Annotated in this window: 20 protein-coding genes, 1 pseudogene and 1 riboswitch; of the genes and pseudogenes, 11 read left to right on the plus strand and 10 right to left on the minus strand. The window is 63.0% G+C overall.

Annotation, left to right across the window (positions count from 1 at the left end; all coding sequences use genetic code 11):
* Positions 1–51 precede the first annotated feature (51 nt).
* The 6 genes from D9V28_RS00900 to mnhG are packed head-to-tail and all read left to right on the plus strand — an operon-like array spanning position 52 to position 6,220.
* Positions 52–2,970, plus strand: a complete 2,919-nt coding sequence (locus tag D9V28_RS00900) for a Na+/H+ antiporter subunit A (RefSeq protein WP_121657849.1) — start codon at positions 52–54, stop codon at positions 2,968–2,970.
* Positions 2,967–3,437: an NADH-quinone oxidoreductase subunit K gene (locus tag D9V28_RS00905; protein WP_121657850.1), complete on the plus strand. Its 471-nt coding sequence runs from the start codon at positions 2,967–2,969 to the stop codon at positions 3,435–3,437. The genes D9V28_RS00900 and D9V28_RS00905 overlap by 4 nt, the downstream gene beginning before the upstream one ends.
* Positions 3,434–4,996, plus strand: coding sequence for a Na+/H+ antiporter subunit D (locus D9V28_RS00910; RefSeq protein ID WP_121657851.1), 1,563 nt, complete (start codon positions 3,434–3,436; stop codon positions 4,994–4,996). The genes D9V28_RS00905 and D9V28_RS00910 overlap by 4 nt, the downstream gene beginning before the upstream one ends.
* Positions 4,993–5,574 (plus strand): Na+/H+ antiporter subunit E, encoded by a 582-nt coding sequence (locus tag D9V28_RS00915; RefSeq protein WP_183086384.1) that lies wholly within the window; start codon positions 4,993–4,995, stop codon positions 5,572–5,574. The genes D9V28_RS00910 and D9V28_RS00915 overlap by 4 nt, the downstream gene beginning before the upstream one ends.
* Positions 5,574–5,837, plus strand: a complete 264-nt coding sequence (locus D9V28_RS00920) for an MrpF/PhaF family protein (protein WP_121657853.1) — start codon at positions 5,574–5,576, stop codon at positions 5,835–5,837. Before D9V28_RS00915 ends, D9V28_RS00920 begins: the two co-directional genes overlap by 1 nt.
* A complete protein-coding gene (mnhG, locus tag D9V28_RS00925) occupies positions 5,834–6,220 on the plus strand; it encodes a monovalent cation/H(+) antiporter subunit G (protein ID WP_121657854.1) in 387 nt (128 codons plus the stop codon). Before D9V28_RS00920 ends, mnhG begins: the two co-directional genes overlap by 4 nt.
* Positions 6,221–6,242: 22 nt before the next feature.
* Here the strand turns inward: mnhG and D9V28_RS00930 are convergent, their stop codons facing one another.
* Positions 6,243–6,962, minus strand: a complete 720-nt coding sequence (locus D9V28_RS00930; RefSeq protein WP_147440889.1) for a hypothetical protein — start codon at positions 6,960–6,962, stop codon at positions 6,243–6,245.
* A 150-nt stretch (positions 6,963–7,112) separates the two neighbouring features.
* Between D9V28_RS00930 and D9V28_RS00935 the strand changes: the two genes are divergently transcribed.
* Positions 7,113–7,358 carry a hypothetical protein gene (locus D9V28_RS00935; protein WP_121657856.1) on the plus strand — a complete coding sequence of 82 codons (246 nt, stop codon included), beginning with the start codon at positions 7,113–7,115 and terminating at the stop codon, positions 7,356–7,358.
* Here D9V28_RS00935 and D9V28_RS00940 read toward each other — a convergent pair.
* Complete coding sequence (locus D9V28_RS00940) at positions 7,355–7,954, minus strand: DinB family protein (protein WP_121657857.1); 600 nt, start codon at positions 7,952–7,954, stop codon at positions 7,355–7,357. The two genes, D9V28_RS00935 and D9V28_RS00940, sit on opposite strands and share 4 nt — an antisense overlap.
* A 126-nt stretch (positions 7,955–8,080) precedes the next feature.
* Here D9V28_RS00940 and D9V28_RS00945 point away from each other — a divergent pair, with 126 nt between their 5' ends.
* The gene (locus D9V28_RS00945; protein ID WP_121657858.1) at positions 8,081–9,157 is read left to right on the plus strand and encodes a DUF222 domain-containing protein; all 1,077 of its coding nucleotides are present in this window, start codon (positions 8,081–8,083) and stop codon (positions 9,155–9,157) included.
* Positions 9,072–9,407 (plus strand): annotated as a pseudogene (locus tag D9V28_RS16485) (DUF222 domain-containing protein); the annotation flags it as partial. The gene D9V28_RS00945 and the pseudogene D9V28_RS16485, both read left to right, overlap by 86 nt.
* Positions 9,408–9,538: 131 nt before the next feature.
* On the opposite strand, the gene D9V28_RS16190 reads toward D9V28_RS16485, so the two are convergent.
* The 8 genes from D9V28_RS16190 to D9V28_RS00985 all read right to left on the minus strand — a co-directional run bounded on the left by D9V28_RS16190 (position 9,539) and on the right by D9V28_RS00985 (position 17,334).
* Positions 9,539–9,814: a hypothetical protein gene (locus D9V28_RS16190; protein WP_229727770.1), complete on the minus strand. Its 276-nt coding sequence runs from the start codon at positions 9,812–9,814 to the stop codon at positions 9,539–9,541.
* Between the two features lie 30 nt (positions 9,815–9,844).
* The gene (gene nagA / locus D9V28_RS00955; RefSeq protein ID WP_229727668.1) at positions 9,845–11,020 is read right to left on the minus strand and encodes an N-acetylglucosamine-6-phosphate deacetylase; all 1,176 of its coding nucleotides are present in this window, start codon (positions 11,018–11,020) and stop codon (positions 9,845–9,847) included.
* Positions 11,017–11,805, minus strand: coding sequence for a DeoR/GlpR family DNA-binding transcription regulator (locus D9V28_RS00960; protein WP_121657860.1), 789 nt, complete (start codon positions 11,803–11,805; stop codon positions 11,017–11,019). Before D9V28_RS00960 ends, nagA begins: the two co-directional genes overlap by 4 nt.
* Positions 11,795–12,652, minus strand: a complete 858-nt coding sequence (locus D9V28_RS00965; RefSeq protein WP_121657861.1) for a class II fructose-bisphosphate aldolase — start codon at positions 12,650–12,652, stop codon at positions 11,795–11,797. Before D9V28_RS00965 ends, D9V28_RS00960 begins: the two co-directional genes overlap by 11 nt.
* Positions 12,649–13,803, minus strand: a complete 1,155-nt coding sequence (locus tag D9V28_RS00970; RefSeq protein WP_121657862.1) for a 1-phosphofructokinase family hexose kinase — start codon at positions 13,801–13,803, stop codon at positions 12,649–12,651. The genes D9V28_RS00965 and D9V28_RS00970 overlap by 4 nt, the downstream gene beginning before the upstream one ends.
* Positions 13,800–14,792 carry an ROK family protein gene (locus D9V28_RS00975; RefSeq protein ID WP_121657863.1) on the minus strand — a complete coding sequence of 331 codons (993 nt, stop codon included), beginning with the start codon at positions 14,790–14,792 and terminating at the stop codon, positions 13,800–13,802. Before D9V28_RS00975 ends, D9V28_RS00970 begins: the two co-directional genes overlap by 4 nt.
* The gene (locus D9V28_RS00980) at positions 14,789–15,685 is read right to left on the minus strand and encodes an SIS domain-containing protein (protein WP_229727669.1); all 897 of its coding nucleotides are present in this window, start codon (positions 15,683–15,685) and stop codon (positions 14,789–14,791) included. The genes D9V28_RS00975 and D9V28_RS00980 overlap by 4 nt, the downstream gene beginning before the upstream one ends.
* 110 nt (positions 15,686–15,795) lie before the next feature.
* On the minus strand, positions 15,796–17,334 hold the full coding sequence (locus D9V28_RS00985) for a family 20 glycosylhydrolase (protein WP_121657864.1): 1,539 nt from the start codon (positions 17,332–17,334) through the stop codon (positions 15,796–15,798).
* Between the two features lie 170 nt (positions 17,335–17,504).
* Positions 17,505–17,639, plus strand: a riboswitch (ZMP/ZTP riboswitch).
* A 39-nt stretch (positions 17,640–17,678) separates the two neighbouring features.
* Here D9V28_RS00985 and glyA point away from each other — a divergent pair.
* The gene (glyA, locus tag D9V28_RS00990; RefSeq protein ID WP_121657865.1) at positions 17,679–18,950 is read left to right on the plus strand and encodes a serine hydroxymethyltransferase; all 1,272 of its coding nucleotides are present in this window, start codon (positions 17,679–17,681) and stop codon (positions 18,948–18,950) included.
* Positions 18,950–19,831: a bifunctional methylenetetrahydrofolate dehydrogenase/methenyltetrahydrofolate cyclohydrolase gene (locus D9V28_RS00995; protein ID WP_121657866.1), complete on the plus strand. Its 882-nt coding sequence runs from the start codon at positions 18,950–18,952 to the stop codon at positions 19,829–19,831. The genes glyA and D9V28_RS00995 overlap by 1 nt, the downstream gene beginning before the upstream one ends.
* Positions 19,832–20,009: the final 178 nt, after the last annotated feature.

The raw sequence follows: 20,009 nt of genomic DNA on the forward strand, positions 1-20,009 counted from the left end.
GTGTGGGTCGGTTAAACTGGAACCCAATCGATCGATAACCCGAGAGACCTCATGGCGCTTTTCCTGCTGGCCTTCCTCGTTGTTTCGTGCGCCACGCCGTTTCTGACACGTTGGCTGTCGACCCGGGTTTTCTACGTGATCTCGGTGCTGCCGTTCAGTGCGTTCGCGTACACGCTCACCCAGACACCGACGGTGCTCGCAGGTGAAACGATCACCGAGTCGATCCCGTGGATTCCCCAGCTCGGAGTCGCGCTCTCCTTCAGAGTGGACACTCTCGCCTGGCTCCTTGCGCTCATCGTCACGGGCATCGGCGGGCTCGTTTTGGTGTATTGCGCTCGCTACTTCTCGAGGGACGAACCCGGCCTCGGCCGCTTTGCCGGCCTGCTCCTCGCGTTCGCCGGAACCATGTACGGACTGGTCACCGCAGACGACATCATCGTGATGTTCATGTTTTGGGAGATCACCAGTGTGTTGAGCTACCTGCTCATCGGCCACTACGTAGATCGCAAGGAAAGTCGTGGAGCTGCGCTCCAGGCGTTGCTCGTCACGACGTTCGGTGGCTTGGCGATGCTCGTCGGCGTTGTCATGATCAGCGTGCAGGCCGGAACGACGTCGCTCGCGTCGATCGTCGACCAGGAGCTCAGCTCGCCTGCCACGACCGCGGCCATCATGCTCATCCTCGTCGGCGCGCTGTCGAAGTCCGCGATCGTTCCATTCCACTTCTGGTTGCCTGCGGCGATGGCCGCACCGACGCCGGTGAGTGCATACCTGCACGCCGCCGCCATGGTGAAGGCCGGCATTTACCTGGTCGGACGGCTCGCTCCCGGCTACGCGGAAACCCCCGGTTGGAGGGAAGTTCTCGTTGTTCTCGGCGTCTGGGCCATGCTCGTCGGTGCGTGGCGATCGCTGCGCCAGTACGATCTGAAGCTTGTCCTCGCCTACGGCACGGTGAGCCAGCTCGGCTTCCTCATGGTCATCGTGGGGTTCGGCGGTTACGACGCTGCGCTCGCCGGTGCAGCGCTGCTCCTCGCCCACGCCTGCTACAAGGCAGCCCTCTTCCTCGTGGTCGGTATCGTTGACCACCGCGCTGGAACCCGTGACTGGCGCAAGCTCTCGGGCATCGGTCGTCAGAACAGGGTGCTCGCGGGAATCACCCTCATCGCCGTCGCTTCGATGGCCGGGATTCCGCCCCTGTTCGGATTCGTCGCCAAGGAAGCGGTGTTCTCCGCGTTCCTGCACGCTGCAGAGGACGGAGATGTTTGGGGTTGGGTGGCGCTGATCGGTACCGCTGTTGGTTCCGTTCTTACTGTGGCGTACAGCATCCGTTTCTTCTGGGGTGCTTTCTGGACCCGACCGAATACTGAGCCGACCAAGCTGCACTCCGACGGCTGGGCTATTCTCATTGCGCCAGGAATCCTGGCGGCTGTCACCGTGATCTTCGGGTTCGGTGCGTCGGTGATCGACCGCTTCCTCGTGCCATATGCCGAAACGATGCCGGGTACGGGTGACTACCACCTGGCGCTGTGGCACGGGTTTGAGCCGGCGCTCGGCATCTCAGCCGTTGTCGTTTTGCTCGGAGTGATCCTTTTCATTCGGCGCAAATGGGTGGCCAGGCTCCAGGACGCCGTTTCCCCAATGATGGACAGTTCCCGCGGCTACTGGTTCATCGTGCAGCTCATCGACAGGCTCTCGGCGCGCACGACGATCTTCGCCCAACGCGGGGGACTGCCCCAGTACCTCGGAACAATTCTCGTGGTGTACGTGCTCACTCTGGGCGTCGCGTCATCGATGAATCGCACCTGGCCCGACAGCATCCGTCCCTGGGATTATCCGGAACAGGTGCTCATCGCCGCCGCTATCGGTATTGCTGCTGTGATGGCTGGACAGGCGAAGCAGCGGATGAGTGCTGTGCTGCTTGTGGGAACCACCGGCTTCGGAATGGTTGCGCTCTTCGCATTGCACGGCGCGCCGGACCTTGCGTTGACTCAGGCGCTCGTCGAGATGATCACCCTTGTTGTGTTCGTGCTCGTGCTGCGTCGACTGCCGACGCGGATTGCGCAGCGAAACAAGCCGGTGAAGCGACTGGTTCGTGCGAGCATCGGCGTGGCCGTGGGTGTGATTATGGCTGTCGTCGCCGTGATCGCTCTGGGTGCGCGCCAGGAGGAGAGCATCGGAACCGAGTGGCCTCGACTGGCTGTTGAGGGCGCGCACGGCATGAACATTGTGAACGTTGTGCTCGTCGACATTCGCGCGTGGGACACCATGGGTGAGATTTCGGTGCTCGTTGTTGTTGCGACTGGGATCGCCAGCCTGCTTTTCGTCACGGGGCGGGCCGGAGCAATTCCGCGACTGCAGGGGTCCAAGCAGCAGCGGCGCGGGCGCAATCGCCGTCGTGTCATCGTCGACCCGCTTGCACCGGGCGCCGAAGCGAGCTCCAACCGGATGAGCTGGCTGCTCGCAGGCCGCACCCTGGCTCGCGGACACCGTTCGGTGCTGCTCGAGGTGTTGGTGCGACTGCTGTTCCACCCCGCAATCCTGGTCTCGGTGTACCTGCTGTTCGCCGGACACAACGCGCCAGGCGGTGGGTTCGCGGGTGGATTGCTTGCCGGTCTGGCCCTCGTGGCGCGGTACCTCGCGGGTGGGCGGTACGAGCTTGCTGAGGCGATCCCCGTTGATGCGGGCAAGATCCTCGGTACAGGTCTCATTCTCGCCGTCGGCACGGCGATCGGGGCGATGTTCTTCGGCGGAGTAGCGCTCCAGTCGGCGTACCTTGAGGCCGACGTTCCGATCCTCGGTCACTTGTCCTTCGGCACATCGACGATCTTCGACTTCGGGGTGTACCTCGTCGTTGTCGGGCTCACCCTCGACATCCTTCGCAGTCTCGGTGCTGAAATTGACCGTCAGCAGGAGCAGGCCGACCTGTCGGAGGAAGCTCAGGACGACTTCTCCGAAAGTGAGGCAGCGCGATGACCGTCTCAGCGACCCTGGTGATTCTCATGGCGGTGCTCTACGCCGTCGGAATCACCGTCATGCTCGAGCGCTCGCTGACACGGGTGCTCATCGGCTTCATGCTCGTCGGCAATGCCACAAACCTTCTGATTCTGATCGTCAGCGGTCCGAGCGGAAGCGCGCCTATCGTGACGGGAACGGCGTCGGACGAGTCGATGGCTGATCCGGTACCCCAGGTGCTCATGCTGACGGCCATCGTCATCAACTTCGGCATCACAGCGTTTGTGCTCGCCCTGATCTATCGGTCCTGGTGGCTGGCCCAGCTGGGTGACCAGGGAGACAGTGTGCCAGACCAGCACACCGAGGACACCCACGCACAGACGGAAGCCATCTTCGATTCTGTCGACCTCGACGGTGAGGCCCTCCAACAGGCGCTCGCTGACAGCGACGAACACCCCGACGACGATGAGAAGGAGAAGCGCTCATGACCGCGATCCTGCCCCTCATCGTCCTGATTCCCCTGTTCGCGGCGGCGCTCGCCCTGGTCCTCGGCGCCTACCGGCGGGCGCAGGTCACCGTGAGTGCCCTCGCCCTGACATCGGTTTCGGTTCTCGCCGCGATTCTCTTGGTTCATGTCGACAGGCACGGCACCGTAGTTGTTGACGTCGGAGCGTGGGACGCTCCGTTCGGTATTGTGCTCGTGGCCGACCGGCTGGCCATCATCATGGTGCTGATTTCGGCGCTCATGCTCCTCGGCGTTCTCCTGTTCGCGGCCGGTCAGGGTATCGCGGACGGTGACCGGGACACACCGGTGTCGATCTTCCACCCGACGTACCTGGTGCTGGCGGCCGGACTTTTTGATGCCTTCGTCGCCGGTGACCTCTTCAACATGTACGTCGGCTTCGAGATGCTGTTGTCAGCGAGCTATGTGTTGCTGACGCTCGCAGGCACAGGTGCTCGCATCCGAGCCGGTGTGACGTACATCATCATCAGCCTGACGTCGTCGATCATCTTCCTGGCGTCGATCGCATTCATCTACGCGGCGACTGGGACGGTGACCATCGCGCTGATTGCTGAGCGCGTTCGCGACCTGCCGGCCGACGTGCAGCTGATTCTCTGCATCTCGCTGCTTGTCGCGTTCTGTGTGAAGGCAGCCGTCTTCCCGATGTCGTTCTGGTTGCCGGACTCGTACCCGACAGCGCCGGCGCCGGTCACGGCAGTGTTCGCCGGTTTGCTCACCAAGGTCGGCGTATACGCGATCATCCGCACCGACACCGTGATGTTCACCGACGTGAACATCGATGTGCCGCTGATGGTGATAGCGCTGCTCACGCTGCTGATTGGTGTGCTCGGTGCGTTGGCGCAGGCGGATATCAAGCGACTGCTGTCGTTTACCCTGGTGAGCCACATCGGGTACATGATCTTCGGCATAGCGATCGGCAGCCAGGCAGCGCTCGCCGCAACGATTTTTTACATCATCCACCACATCTCGGTGCAGACGACCTTGTTCCTCGCGACCGGGCTGGTGGAACGCATCGGCGGGACGACGTCGATTAACCGGCTCGGCGGCATCCTCAAGGTTGCGCCATTTGTCTCCGTACTGTTCTTCATTGGAGCTATGAACCTGGGTGGTATCCCACCATTCTCCGGATTCCTCGGCAAGGTCGGCCTCTTCGAAGCAGGTGTTGATCTCGGGACGCCGCTTGCATACGTGCTGATCGGCGCAGGAGCGCTCACATCGCTGCTCACCCTGTATGCGCTCGTGAGAGTCTGGAACATGGCATTCTGGCGGTCTGAGAGCGAGGTCGAGGGCTACTCGTCTCCTCTGCTCAACTCGCTCGCCGAAGATCCTGAGGATCAGGGGCTCACCGTGAAGGCGAAGCGGGTTCCTGCGCTCATGCTCACCGCCTCGACGGGTATGGTCGCGCTGACGGTCTGCCTGACCATCTTCGCAGGCCCGCTGTTTGACCTGGCCGCACGCACAGCATCCGATTTCGAAGTGTCGTCCACCTACGTGGACGCCGTGTTCCCTGGGGGTGTCCAGTGAGTCCCGAATCCGGACACCGCATCAGTGCGCGGAGCCAACTGGTGCTTCTGGCGGGCCTGGTCATTCTGTGGTGCCTGGTGTGGGGGCAGGTCACTCCGCTGAGCGTACTCACCGGTGTCGTGCTCGCTGTTGTGATCTCGACGCTGTTCTACCTGCCTGCCATTGACCTCAGCGGCCGGGTCAACCCGTGGTACGTGCTCGTCTTTTTTGTGCGACTCATCGTTGACATTGCCCGTGCGTCGATCGAGGTGGCGTGGCTGGTCATCGACCCGAGGTACAAGCCGTCAAGTGCGGTGATTGCTATTCCCCTCGATACCCGAAGTGACCTGATCATGATGTTGACGGCTGAGGCAATCTCACTCGTGCCGGGCTCGATTGTGGTGGATGTTGACCGGCAGGAATCCGTGCTCTACGTGCACGTCATCAACGTGCACGATGACCAGGATCTTGCTGAGTTCCGCGAGGAGGTCTTCGCCACAGAGAAGCGACTGGTCATGGCGATCGGCTCAAAAGACGATGTCTGGCGGGTACGCCAACCCAACCATCTGACCCGATCGAACACAGGAGGGGCCGCCTGATGCAGATTGCGATCATCATCGCGGGGGTGCTTTTCAGCGTCGGCGCCGTTGCGGCCCTCTATCGGGTCATTCGTGGGCCGAGCCTTCTCGACCGGGTTATCGCCTCCGACGTCTTCGTTGCGACGGTGATGTGCGTACTTGGAAGTGAGATGGCGTTCAACAAGCACACCGAGACACTTCCCGTCCTTTTGGTCCTCGCCGCATTCGCGTTCCTCGGGTCAGTGAGTTTTGCACGATTTATGGCGAAGCAGGATGAGACATGACGGGCGACGGAATTCGCGAGATCATCACCATCACCCTCGTGATGGTGGCCGCTTTGATGAGTTGTGCGGCTGGGATCGGTTTGTTCCGCTTCCCTGATGTGCTGTCACGCCTGCACGCGGCGACAAAGCCGCAGATCCTCGGCCTGATGTGTGCATGCGCAGCGGTGGCCGTCAACACGCCCCGTGTTGCGACGTTCCTGCTGATGACTGCGATCATCATTTTTCAGGGGCTGACGGCTCCGATCACCGCGCACATGGTGGCACGTGCTGCGTACCGTTCCAACCATCTGCGGCGCGATCTTCTCATTCGCGATGAATTGGCGGATCGGGTCGAGCGCATCGAGCGCAGCGAAGAATCGTCGACGTCGCCGAAGCAGTCTTAGGCGTCATTCGCCAGCATGCGGGTCACATATGAGGGATCAGGTCAAGGATCGCGTCCGTGACCCCCACCGGGTCAACGATCATGTGCAGGTGGCGGCCGCCAAGTTGAGTGACCGGCCAACCCAGGGCCTGTGCGCGAGCGGTCTCGGCGGCATAGGTGTCGCCGAACGCCAGGTAGCTTGACGGTGTTCGGTCCCAGTCCGCGTCGATACGCAGCACTCCGCGCAAAAACTTCAACGGTAGCTGCGGCTGCTGCGCCTCTATGTGGAAGCGCATTGCGGGGCTGGGGAACAGTGTGGCGATCTGTTGCTCGTCGAACCATTCGGTCCACGGTGGGAGTAGTCCATCCTCATCGGCGAGTGGCTCAAGCGTCTTGAGCAGTTTCGGCGGAGCGAGCGGCTGTTTTCCGGATGCCACAGGGATGGTTGCGTCGACAAAGACGACGCGAAGAACGTTGCGTATTTCGATCAGGGTGGGCACGAAGTTTCCGGCACTGGAATGTGGAATGAGAATGACCGGTCGGTCGGCAGGTGTTGCTGTCGCGTAAGCGAGGGCGGCGTCTGCTGGTGTTCGAGGGTCGACTTCATCCGCGGACGGTGCGATCACGACGTCCCAGCCACGGGAGCGGAGTTCACTCTCGACGGGCCCCCAGGCGGCGGGCCCGAGTGCGGCGCTCGCCATCAGAACGAGAACGGGCTCGTCGGGGATGTCGTTCGCCGTGATGTTCGGTTCAGGGCTCAGCATCGTCACCTCCGTTCTCGGTACGCTACCAAGCCATCGGCGGTCGCGGAGGTAACCGCGCCTGCGCGCGCGGAATGCACGGACATCTGTCCCTGATCGGCGTGCCCGCGCGCTGGCCTTTTCGAGTGTTCGGATCACGGGTAGGGTCGCCGTATGGTCGATCCAAAAGGCATCAAGGGGGAGCACGACAACGAGCCAGTCGTAAAGTCTGCGGATCCGCCGTTCCAGGTGTTGTTTCCCAACCTCGACAGGGTCTCTCGAGAGTCGTTCCGTCCGGGCACGGTGAGTAGACGCCGCATCAATCGGGCGCTCGGCTTCTTCGCCGTTGTGGCATTGATCGTCGTTGCGCTTGTGTGGTTTACCGACGTGTTGTTCGGCCCAGGCGGACTGCTGCGCTAGTCGAGCGACGAGGCGGCCGCCGCCTGGGCAGTTTCTTCGAGTCGCGCCACGTACTCGGCCCACCAGATCTCGTCTTCGTCGGGCAGGTTCGACACGTTCGCTCGCAGGCCGGCAGCGCCGTCAATGAGCTCGCGAACGATATCGGCGTGGCCGGTGTGACGATTCGTTTCCTCGATCATGTGCACGAGGATGCGGTGCAGGGTCGTCTCGCGTCGGTCCTCGGCCCACCAGGCGACGGAGCCGAGGGCACTCAAATCGAGGTTCTCGATAGTGGCGTCAGAGTGTGCCCAGACGCGTCGGTAGAAATCGATAATCGACTGACGTGACTCGTCGACCGTCGCCCACATGTCTGCGTTGGGCTCAGCGTCGTCGTCGAGCCATGGCAGTGGTTCAGGGAATGGGCGTCCGAAGGTTGCGCCGAGGTATCCGGCTTCGACGATTGCCACGTGTTTGACGAGCCCGAGCAGGTTGGTTCCGGTCGGAACGAGCGGTCGGCGGACATCGTATTCAGAGACCCCCTCGAGCTTCCACAGCAGTGCTTCTCGTGCTCGCTGCAGATAGCTGTGGAGATCGTCTTTGGGATCGCTGGCTGGCATGCGCCCAGCTTTGCATACGTGAGCGGCCAACGCACTAGCTCAAAGACAGAAAGATCTTCGGATGTTCAGGGGAGCTGGTGAGAGTTCAATAGAACGGATGTCAGTGGTCGGGTATTGAATAAATGCATGGACGAAGAAGACCACAACGCTGAACCACCTCCGTCGGGTGGCTCGCCCGATGAGGCCACCGACCACCCGGTCCAACCTGCCGGATCCGCTGATGCTGATGCTGATGCTGATGCTGAGAACGAGGCTGAGGCTGAGGGAAGTGCTGGTGCTGATGCCGACCACGAAGACGAGGCTGAAGGAAGTGCTGGTGCTGGAGTTGATGTCGGCGATGAAGAACCGATCGAAGCCGAGCCCACCCAGATGGCTCTCAACGCTGACGCGCAGTCAGCGATCGTTGATGGCGTCGTGGCGTTGGCCGCACTGATATCCCACGCGCAAGCGAGCATGGCCCAACTGATCGACCAGGCTCGTGAATGGAACGAGCTGACCGCGCACTCCGTCGTCATCCCGGGCGAGCCTCGCAGCGAGTTTGAGGTGCAACAACTTGCCTTCCGCTCTTTCGTCTCCGAGATTGCCTGCGCACTGCGAATTCCGGAATCGACGGCGAGGGCTCTGATCAATGACAGCGAGATGCTGATTCACGAGCTCGGTGGCACCTTTCAAGCGCTCGCCGACGGTGAGATTTCCTATCGGCACGCGCAACTCATGATCGATCAGGCGCTGACTCTGGGTCCCGAATCGCGAAGCGACTTTGAAGACGCTGTGCTTGAGTCGGCGAAGACACTGACGCCATCAAAGTTCAGCAACAAGGCTCGCAAACTGCGCGAGCGACTCCACCCGGAATCGATTTCCGTGCGTCGCACGGAAGCGTTCGAGCGTCGGCGCATCGAGTTCCAGCCGGACCTTGACGGCATGGCCTGGGTCAGTCTGTACCAGCCAGCCGAGACCGCAATGGCGTTCTACAACGCGGTTCGCCAGCAGGCGATGCGGTTGCAACGTAAGGATGAACCACGCACCCTTACGCAACTCAGTCTCGACGTCGCTGTAGACGCCATGCTTGAGGGCGTTCAGGCGAGCACGTCCCTGGGTAGCGTTGCCCCGCTGGAATGTGGATGCCCCGGAGAACAACCAGAAAGCGGGGGAGTCTCCGGTCGGGTCGGGCGCGCCCCTTTCCGATTCGGCGCAAAAGAGTAAAAAGCGCCGGCGTCGTCTGCGCGGCATCAGACCCACGGTCATCGTTACGGTTCCTGTTCTGACCCTGATGGGGAAGGGTGATGAGCCGGCGCAGTTGGACGGGTACGGCCCGATTGACCCCGAAACCGCAAGGGAACTTGCCGGTGAGGCCACCTCATTCATCCGGTTGCTTGTTCACCCCGAGACCGGTGTGCCTCTCTCGCTCAGTCGAGACCGATATGCGGTTCCGAAAGACCTGCAACTCGCGCTTAGTATTCGTGACGGCACCTGTCGCGGGTACGGCTGCAATCGGTCAGCGGCGACATGCGACATTGATCACACGGTCGCTTGGCAGTTCGATGGCCCCACTCACTTCGACAACCTTGCCTATCAGTGCCGACATCACCATCGTTTGAAACACCAGACGACGTGGGAGGTACGACAAATGGGTGACGGGTTCATGGAATGGACGTCGCCGCTGGGCCGGAGGTACGTCACGGCGCCAGAGACGTTCTTCCCGACGGCGTCCTCGAGTCCGACGAGGTCATCGAGTTCGACGACGTCCTCGAGTCCGACAAGGTCCTCGAGTCCGATGACGTCTACGAGTCCGATGACACCTTCGAGTCCGACGACGCCCTCGAGCCCAACGGCACCGCCGGCATCAGAGCCACCGAGCACGCCACCGTCCGTGGACGACGTCCCTCCGTTCTAAACCCGCACGCCTGCCGCCCACACCGAGACCACACCAAACTCCTCGTCGAGGAGCACGGCATCGGCAGCGAATCCCGCAGCAAGCTGCCCGAGGTCACCGGCCCGACCGATCGCTCGCGCCGGCGTGGATGTGAGCGCTGTGATGGCATCCGTCAGATCAATTCCAACCTCAACCACCGCACGACGCAACGCCTCATCAAGCGTCAGCGTCGACCCGGCAATCGAGTTACCTTCGGTAAGTCGAGCGACACCGTCCGTCACGGTGACAGACAGTGAACCGAGCTGGTAGACGCCGTCGTCCGAACCCGCGGCAGCCATGGCATCCGTGATCAAAGCAATTCGTCCGGGAGCGGCAGCGAACGCCAGACGCACCACCTCCGGGTGCACGTGAACACCATCGTTGATGATCTCCAACGTCACGGACGGCGATGCGGCAGCAGCCAGGACCGGACCCGGCGCCCGGTGGTGAATTCCATTCATAGCGTTGAACGCGTGCGTGAGAATGCTCGCACCAGCGTCGAATGCTTCCAGCGCACCATCGAAGTCTGTGTCAGTGTGGCCAACCGCAACGACGACACCAGCATTCACAAACTGACGGATGGCATCCAGACCACCGGGAAGCTCTGGTGCAAGCGTCACCTGGCGCAGCGTTCCTCGTGCGGCGCTGATGAGGCGGTTAACGCTGCCCACCGCGGGGGAATGCAGGAGCTCCGGATCGTGAGCACCCTTATGGCCCACATCGAGAAAAGGTCCCTCAAGGTGCGAACCGAGAATCGTCGGGTCACTCGCAGCCAGATCGGCAATCACACCAACACGCTTCTCGAGATCGTCGACCGACGCTGTGACGAGCGAAAGCACCGACCGAGTCGTGCCATGCCTGCGATGCACCTTCAGAGCCGAACGGATGCTGTCAGCCCCGTCATCGAAGGAGCTCGCGTTTCCGCCGTGCCCATGGATGTCGATAAACCCCGGAACAAGAGTGAGGCCCTGCGCGTTCACGACCTCGCTCGGATCAAGCTGTGCCCAGTCATTCCCCGTGCCGACGACAGCAATCGTGTCGCCAGCAAACGCGACGAAAGCGTCTGGAGTTTCGATTCCTCCTGACACGAGTCGAGCGGAGTGGATGACGATGTCGATGGGAGCGGGCCGATTTGCCGTCAGATTTACTGTCACGAAGCAACGATAACGTCGATGCCGTGATCGATGAACGCATGTTTCTGTTCATCAGAAATCCCCGCATCGGTGATGAAGCTGGCAAAGATGTCAGCACCCCCGACGCTGGCGAACGTTCGCACACCGATTTTTGCGGAGTCCGCAACGACAATCGCGCGCGTCGCGCGGGTGGCCATCAGCCGGTTGACCTGGGCCTCAGACTCGTCATTCACCGACGCACCGTGCACCGGATCGATTCCATTCACTCCGATGAATGCAAGGTCAAGAGCGATTCCCTGCAGAACCATGTCACTGTACGGCCCGACCAGCTCATAGGACCGCTGGTGAACAACGCCACCGGTCACAACCACCTTGAACTGTGGTCTCACCGCCAACTGCGCCGCAATATTCACTGCATTCGTGACGACCGTCAGGCTGGGCTCGGGTGACGGCTCCATCAGATCCGACCGGGTGGACAGTACCGAGGCGATCGCCGTTGCCGTCGTCCCACCACAGAGCCCAACGACACTTCCACGGTGAACTAGCGCGCTCGCCGCCTGCGCAATGCGCTGCTTCGCGTCGGCGTTCGACTCGTTTCGATATCGGATGGGCAGGTCATAGGCCACGGAATTACCCACCGCTCCACCCCGTGTGCGCGTGAGCAACTGTTGCCGTGCCAGCGTGTCAAGGTCGCGGCGAGCTGTCGCCGGTGACACGCCGAGTGTCGTCATGAGGTCCTCGACCTCGACCTGTCCGTTTTCGGCGAGCAGGTCAAGTACAGCCGTCAGTCGTTCATCACGATTCATTCGACCCACCTGTACCGCGGGCAAAGAGCACCAGCAGCCTCTCTGCCTCGAGGCTCAGCGCTTCCCGCGCCGGAGTGAGGTACTTACGAGGATCAACGATCGCCCGATCACCGTCAAGAACTTCGCGGGCAGCCCGAGTGTAGAACCCGTTGAGGTGAGTCGACACATTGATCTTTGTCATACCGGACCGAACGGCAGCCACGAGCGTGTCGTCAGCCACCCCCGAGGAGCCGTGCAGCACAAGCGGAACATCGAGCGCCGCGCGCAACGACGTGATGAGGTCAAGGTCAAGCGTCGCCACTCGATCGGTCATCGCATGCGACGAACCAACGGCGACGGCGAGGGCATCCACTCCGGTATCGGCCACGAAGGCCCGCGCTTCGACAGGGTCGGTGCGCACTCCTGGTGCGTGTGCGCCATCCTTCCCGCCGATCTTGCCGAGCTCAGCCTCAACAAAGACACCGGCCGCGTGGGCCGCCGCCACGATTCGCTGGGTTGCCGCAACGTTCTCTGCGAATGGCAGTTTGGCGCCGTCGTACATCACCGAACTGAACCCGAGGTCGATTGCTTCGAGCGCCAATGCCTCATCCTCCGCGTGGTCCAGGTGCACAGACACCGGTGTGGCGGCAGATGTCGCCATAGCGAGCACTGCTTTCGCCAGCGGCGCGAGCGAGCCGTGATAGCGGGCACAGTTCTCGGAAATCTGCAGGATTACCCCGAGCCCTGCCCGTTCGCTCGCAGAGACGAGCCCCTCAGCGGTCTCGAGCGAGACGACGTTGAAAGCACCGATGCCCGTCCCCGAGCTATAGGCCTCGTCAATGAGCGTGCGAGTTGCGGTGAGGGTCATGATCTTCTTTCAACGGGTCGGACGGGTGCAGGCGGATCGCTGGGGAATGTCGTGGTGGAAAGCTCCGCCTCGATCTCGGCCGCCCGCTCCGGATTGATGCTTCCGGCGAGTGGCTCGAGGACCGCTGCAGCCGACCAGGCCGTCGCCCGCAAAAGGATGGCCCTGGTGTCGAGGGTGAGGTAGAGACTGAAGTCGGAGTCGGAGTCGGAGTCGGAGTCGGAGTCGGAGTCGGAGTCGGAGTCGGGCTTGAGGTTGGGGTTAGCGTCGATGCCGAGCTTGGTGTTGGTGTCGGCGGCGATGGCGAGCTTGGTGTCGATGTCGATGTCGATGGTCTGGTCGGGAGAGGAGCTGCTCGCAGGAACCGGCACCTGGCCCCTGTCGATCAGCGAAGCCACACCAGCCACCCCCGCATCCCCAGCACCCGTCGGGTTGCCGGTGAGCACGCGGCCGAGCCGCGCGTGAAGGACCGGCTCGTCGATATTCCGGGGAACAGCGATCATGCCGTCCTCCCCGAGCGAAACAAGAACGAGGCCGGCGCCGAGCGCCTGGAGCTCGCGGGCCCCGGCGACCGGATCTGCTTTGCCCGTCGTGTCAGCGAGCTCACGAGCATTGGGTTTTACGACCGTCGCTCCGGCTTCAGCCGCCGAACGAAGCGCGTTCCCCGTCGCATCCGCGATCACCGGGATGCCACGGGCACGTCCGAGCGCAACGAGCTGACCGTACAACGACGGCGGACAGCCCGGCGGAATGCTCCCCGAGATCACCAGGCACCCGGCGTCGACGAGCTGTGCTCCCACCGCATCGAGGAGGGCTGGCCACACCCATTCCGCCAACTCAATACCGGTCTCATTGAAGATTGTCGTTTGACTCGGCTCCACCAGCGCTGTCGACTGCCGCACGTGTCCCGAAACCTCGAGGAGAGTCGACGGCACAGCTCCGAGGTCATCAGCGAACCACTCGCGATCAGAAGATCCGACCGGAGCGATCGCGACAGCATCCGCCCCCATGGTTTTCAGGACACGAGCAACATTGATTCCCTTGCCACCAGCACGACGGATGCCCGCGGGGACCCGGTGCGTCTCTCCCGGATTCAGACGATCCACGGTGACGGTGACGTCGATCGCGGGATTCGGGGTGACCGTGACGATCATGACGCGGTCGTCGGTTCGGTCGTCGGTTCGGCCGTCAGGATGCGGCGCGCACCGAGCGCTGCTCCGACGAGACCGGCGTTCTCACCGACGGTGGCCGGAAGAAGCACAGGTCGCCTGTGGAAGGTGAGAAAGGAGTTCATTCGCTTCTCCACAGGCCCGAACAGTGCGTCGCCCGCCTGGGCGAGTCCACCGCCGATCACTATGGCTTCTGGAGCGAGCAAGGCGACGCTCTGTGCGAGAGCCAGCCCGATGGCATCCGTCGCATCTGACCAGACTTTCTGCGCTCGAAGGTCACCCGCCTGCGCCCGTTCAAGAACCTCACGGGCTCCGATTGCGTTGTCTACCGGATCAGCAGTGCCGAGCCCGGCACGGTAGAGGCGACTGATGGCGCCAGCAGATCCGATGGCCTCCAGACAACCGTGGCCGCCGCATGCGCACAGAACCCCGCCGGGGTCGACGACTGCGTGGCCGATCTCGCCGGCATATCCGTGAGCGGAGTACGGGCGACCGTCGACGAAGATCGCGCTCGCGATTCCCGTGCCGATGACGACAACGAGCACGTTCGAATACTGCCCGGCGCTGCCGAGGGTGTACTCAGCGGCACCCGCCGCTCGGACGTCGTGAGTGAAATACACCGGAACGCCGAGCCGCTCGGAGGCGAGGTCACGAAATGGCACGTTCTTCCAGCCGATGTTCTCGGAGAACACTCCGATCCCGGATTCGTCATCGACGAGGCCAGGAACTATCAGGCCTGCCGCGCGGATATCGATGGTCGGGTGCGCCGCACGAAAGCGTGCGGCCAGCGCCTCGACCTGCGCGAGGACGGCATCGCCCGTTCCGTCGACAGAGAGCGGGGTAGGAACCCGAACCGTGTCGAGCAGCGCCCCTGAGGTGTCGACGAGCGTGGCTTTGGTGTCTGTTCCGCCGACGTCGAAGGCGAGGACTGCTGCTCCCGGCCCGAGGTGGACCGGCGAGAGAGGTGCGATCATGCGTCGAGGATGACCGAACGGGTGAGGTTGCGCGGCAGGTCAGGGTTGAGGCCGGCACGCAGCGAACGCTCGAGCGCGACGCGGTGTGCCCGAACCAGGTCGGCCATCGGGTCGAGTGATGAGTGCTCGAAGTGGGCTCCGGTTGCTGCGACGTCTCGATCGAGACCGGACGGCAGTTCGCCGAACAGCCACACAGCACGACCCGGTGCTGCGATGGCCAGCGGCCCGTGTCGGTACTCCATGGCCGGGTAGGACTCTGTCCATGCCTGCGATGACTCGCGCATCTTGAGTGCGGCCTCGTGTGCGAGTCCCACGGTCCAGCCGCGCCCCAGGTATGTGATCTGCTCGGCGGCGACGAGCTCCTCCGGCAGGTCCTCGGCCAGTGCGGTCTCGGCATCGGCGATCGACTGGGAAACGTCAGCTCCGGTCGACGCACGCAGGAAGGTCAGCGCCGTCGTTGCAAACCGGGTCTGCACGACGCTCTTCTCGTCGGCAAACGGCAGGGCAACAACGTCGTCCGCGGCGTCGACGAGCGGGCTCGAGGTGTCTCCGACGATTCCGATTGTGCGGATCCGCCCCTTCACGGTCGACAGCAACTCGAGGACCTCTGACGTCGTGCCCGAGCGCGTGATGGCGATCACCGCGTCATAGTCACGATCGACGAACGCCTCAGACGCGGCGAACGCGTCAGTGACTCCGAGCCCCGCCTTCTCGCGCAGTACTGCATACGACTGGGCCATGAACCAGGAGGTGCCGCAACCAACGACGGCTACCTTGGCTCCGGCGCCCGGCAGGAGCTTCCGCTCGTTGACAAGATCGACGGCCCGCGCCCAGACGTCGGGTTGGCTTTGGAGTTCTTCGGCCATGTATGCGCCGGCGGTCTGACTGGTCACGGATCTCCGATGTTCTGAGTGATCAATATTGATTGGAAAAAGCTCGTGCAATCATTATCGATCATGACTCGGGCTCATTGCAAGGCTCCGGTCGTCGCCCGGTGGACGCGTTAGGTGGAGACAGTTCCTCCCGGCCGAATCCCCAGTGCGTCGAATCGCGGGCCAAATGCCTCGAGCCGGGCAGCGAAGTCCGACCAGGCGCGGCGCGTTGATTCCGACGGCGCCACGGACCAGGCAATCTCGGCGACTGCGAGAAGCCGAGGAAAGACGAGGTAGTCGATGTCGGCCCTCGAGCGCACGGTCTCGGTCCAGAGCGGCGCCTCGATGCCCAGTATCGCGCTCGCCGCGTCGGGGAGGATGTTCGTCGGTTCCCACTCGTACGCCTCCTGAACCGACGTCGACCCTGCCGCCCACGAGAGCCCGATCGGGCTCGATTCGTCGTAGGTCATGTCGAGGTACGCAACATCGGCGGGGGAGAGGATGAGCGACCCGCCCTGCCGAACGAACGAGAGTGCCCGCTCGGCAGAGTCGTTCTCCGGGATGAGGAAGCTCCAGTACTGCCCGACGGTGCCAGGGGCCAGGTCGGTGCTGATCCCTGCCTCGTGCCAGGCAACAGGGATCTTGCCGTGTGACGCAACGAGCCGACTCGCCCGAGCGACGAACTCGCGGTAGTCCGCAGGGTCTGTGGCGTGTGACTCGTCGCCGCCGAAGTGCAGCCACGGCCCCGGCGTCTGCTCAGCAACCTCGCGAATCACATCGTCGAGGAAGGCCCAGGTCGTCTCGCTCGATGTGTCAAGGCTCGAGAAACCGACCTCGGTGCCCGTGTATGGTGCTGCGGCCTTCCCGCTCGGGTTCAGCTCCGGCAGTGCGGAAAGTGCCGCGTTGGTGTGGCCGGGCACATCGATCTCAGGAACTATCGTGATGAACCGTGCCGCCGCGTGCTCCACAATCCGCGCGAAATCGTCCCGGCTGTAGAACCCCCCGGGGCCACCGTCAACCTCATTAGCACCGCCGACCTCCGCCAGTTCCGGCCGGCTCTCGATCGCCAGACGCCAGCCCTGGTCGTCGGTCAGGTGTAGGTGAAGAACATTGATCTTGAACAGCGCCAGGTCGTCAAGGAACGCGCACACCTCTGTCGCATCGAAGAAATGCCGTGCAACGTCGAGCATCGCACCGCGGTACCGAAAACGCGGCCGATCGACGATCGACGTTGCGATCGCTTCCCAGGCCCTGGACTGCACCGAATGCTCCTCCAGCTCGGCAGGGAACAGTTGTCGCAGCGACTGCACACCGTAAAACAGCCCTGCCGCCGTCGGCGCCGTGATCAGCGCGCCGTTGGCAGACGTTTCGAGGACATAGCCTTCGTCGCCCACCTCGGCTTTATCGTCGGAATCGAGCAGCAGGGTGATGTCATGCCCGCTCTGGTCGTTGTTGCCAGTGCCGGCGGCTGAACCCACGCCCTCAGCGGTCACAACCGGAACCGAAAAGCCGGTCGACTTGCGCAAAATGGTGGCGAGATACGTTGAAACGGATGCCACGGCATCCGTCGCGTAAATTCGCGAAGCGCTGGTCAGGATGAACGGTGGCGCACCCGCGGGCACGTGCTGTTCGGTCGGCAGGGGGAGAATGCTGCCCGTCGGGTGTCTCATTATGTGTTCCGTTTCGTCGGACTTTTGAGCGTGTTTTGTTCGCGACACTACTCGCCCGAAGCGTCATTCAGCAGCAACGTCGATGCGGTTTCCGTGTCTCGCTGCGTCATCGGTCAGCGTCGCTGGCGGGTTACAGGCGACGAGAGCGATGTGGCGGGTCCCTGATACCATTGCCGTGTCGCAACTGGCGTAAAGGTTTCCGGCTCGAACCAACTGACTTCGATCAGCGGGTTGAGGGTCGGGCTTGGATGGTCACCATCAGGGAGCGACTGACACGGATTCGGCCGAACGCCTGGGTCGATACGGATTACCTCTTCTGTCCGCCGCTGTCTTAAGGAGCCAGTTTGTCTTCCACGTTCAATGCGCCTCTCTCTGAGGTCGACCCCGAAATCGCCGCCGTCCTCGACAACGAGCTCGGCCGCCAGCGTAACTACCTCGAGATGATCGCGAGCGAGAACTTCGTGCCGGTCTCCGTTCTGCAGTCCCAGGGCAGCGTTCTCACCAATAAGTACGCCGAGGGTTACCCGGGACGCCGCTACTACGGCGGCTGCGAGTATGTTGACGTCGCCGAGTCACTCGCCATCGAGCGTGCCAAGAGCCTGTTCGGTGCTGAGTTCGCCAATGTCCAGCCGCACTCAGGTGCGAGCGCCAACGCCGCAGTGCTCTCTGCGATCGCGACACCCGGTGACACGATCCTCGGCCTCGAGCTCGCCCACGGTGGACACCTCACCCACGGCATGAAGCTCAACTTCTCCGGCAAGCTTTACAACGCCGTGTCCTACGGCGTGGACCCCGAGACCTTCTTGGTCGACATGAACGTCGTTCGTGACAAGGCGCTCGAGCACAAGCCGCAGGTCATCATCGCCGGCTGGTCTGCGTACCCGCGCCAGCTCGACTTCGCAGCCTTCCGTGCCATCGCGGATGAGGTCGGCGCGAAGCTCTGGGTCGACATGGCTCACTTCGCCGGACTCGTCGCCGCCGGACTGCACCCGTCACCGGTGCCATTCGCCGACGTCGTGTCGTCGACCGTGCACAAGACGCTCGCTGGCCCGCGCTCTGGCTTCATCCTCAGCCGCGACATGCAGCTCGCCAAGAAGCTCAACTCGAACGTCTTCCCCGGCCAGCAGGGCGGACCGCTCATGCACGTCATCGCCGCAAAGGCCACCGCGTTCCTCCTCGCGGCACAGCCCGAATTCAAGGACCGCCAGGAACGCACCCTCCGTGGAGCACACATCCTCGCCGAGCGCCTCACCGCCGACGACTCCCGCGCCGCTGGCGTCGACGTACTCACCGGTGGCACCGACGTTCACCTCGTGCTCGCAGACCTCCGCAACTCCGAGATCAACGGCCAGCAGGCCGAAGACGCTCTGCACGAGGTCGGAATCACGGTGAACCGCAACTCGGTACCGTTCGACCCTCGCCCACCGATGGTCACCTCCGGCCTGCGTATCGGCACCCCGGCGCTCGCGACGCGTGGCTTCGGCGACGCCGAGTTCACCGAGGTTGCCGACGTCATCGCCACGGCTCTTCAGCCTGGAGCCGACATTGAGGCTCTTCGGACCCGCGTCGCGACGCTGACCGAGGCGTTCCCGCTGTACCCGGGCCTCACCCAGTAATGACGGCGCAGATCCTCGACGGCAAGGCCGTCTCGTCGACCATCAAGGCTGAGCTCAAGGAGCGCGTCACCGCCCTCCGTGAGCGAGGCATCGTGCCGGGACTTGGCACCGTTCTCGTCGGATCCGACCCCGGTTCGCAGTGGTACGTTGCTGGCAAACACCGCGACTGCGCGGAGGTCGGTATCGAGTCGATTCGTCGCGACCTGCCCGAATCGATCACCCAGGAAGAGCTTGAGGCCGTGCTCGACGAACTCAACGCAGACCCGGCCTGCACCGGTTACATCGTGCAGCTGCCGTTGCCCGCCCACCTGGACACCGACGCGATTCTCGAGCGGGTCGACCCGGAAAAGGACGCTGACGGATTGCACCCGACGAACCTCGGTCGCCTCGTCCTCAATGTGAACCGGCCGATCTCGACCCCGCTTCCGTGCACCCCGCGCGGCGCGATCGAGCTCATGCAGCGGCACGGTATCGAACTGGCAGGCAAGCACGTGGTTGTTGTCGGGCGAGGTGTCACCGTCGGTCGCGCCATCGGCCCGCTGCTCACCCGTCGCGAGTTCAACGCGACAGTGACGCTCACGCACACCGGAACCGTCGGTCTTGACGATCTGCTTCGCACCGCTGACGTGATCGTCGCGGCCGCGGGTGTTCCCGGAATCGTGAAGGCCTCGGCCGTGAAGCCCGGCGCCATCGTCCTCGACGTTGGTGTGAGCCGAGAGACCGACCCGGAGACAGGCAAGAGCCGTGTCGTCGGGGATGTCGATCCGGCCGCTGCCGATGTTGCGTCGTGGATCTCACCGAACCCGGGTGGAATCGGGCCGATGACGCGGGTGCAGCTGCTCACGAACGTCGTCGACACCGCGGAGCGCCTCAACCCGTAGCGCCGCGCAGGCCTCAGCCCGGATCGTCGCACGGGCTTGTTCTCGATGTCGGCGTCCAGGCGTGTGTTCGGCAGCGATTCGTCCGATAGGGCTGTTCAGAGTGAATCTGAACAGCCCTATCGGCCGACTCAATTTCGCGAACGACCCTTTGAGCCCAATCGATTGGCCGAACGTCCCT

This window comes from Mycetocola zhadangensis (genome assembly GCF_003668565.1).
GTDB classification, from domain to species: Bacteria; Actinomycetota; Actinomycetes; order Actinomycetales; family Microbacteriaceae; genus Mycetocola_A; species Mycetocola_A zhadangensis.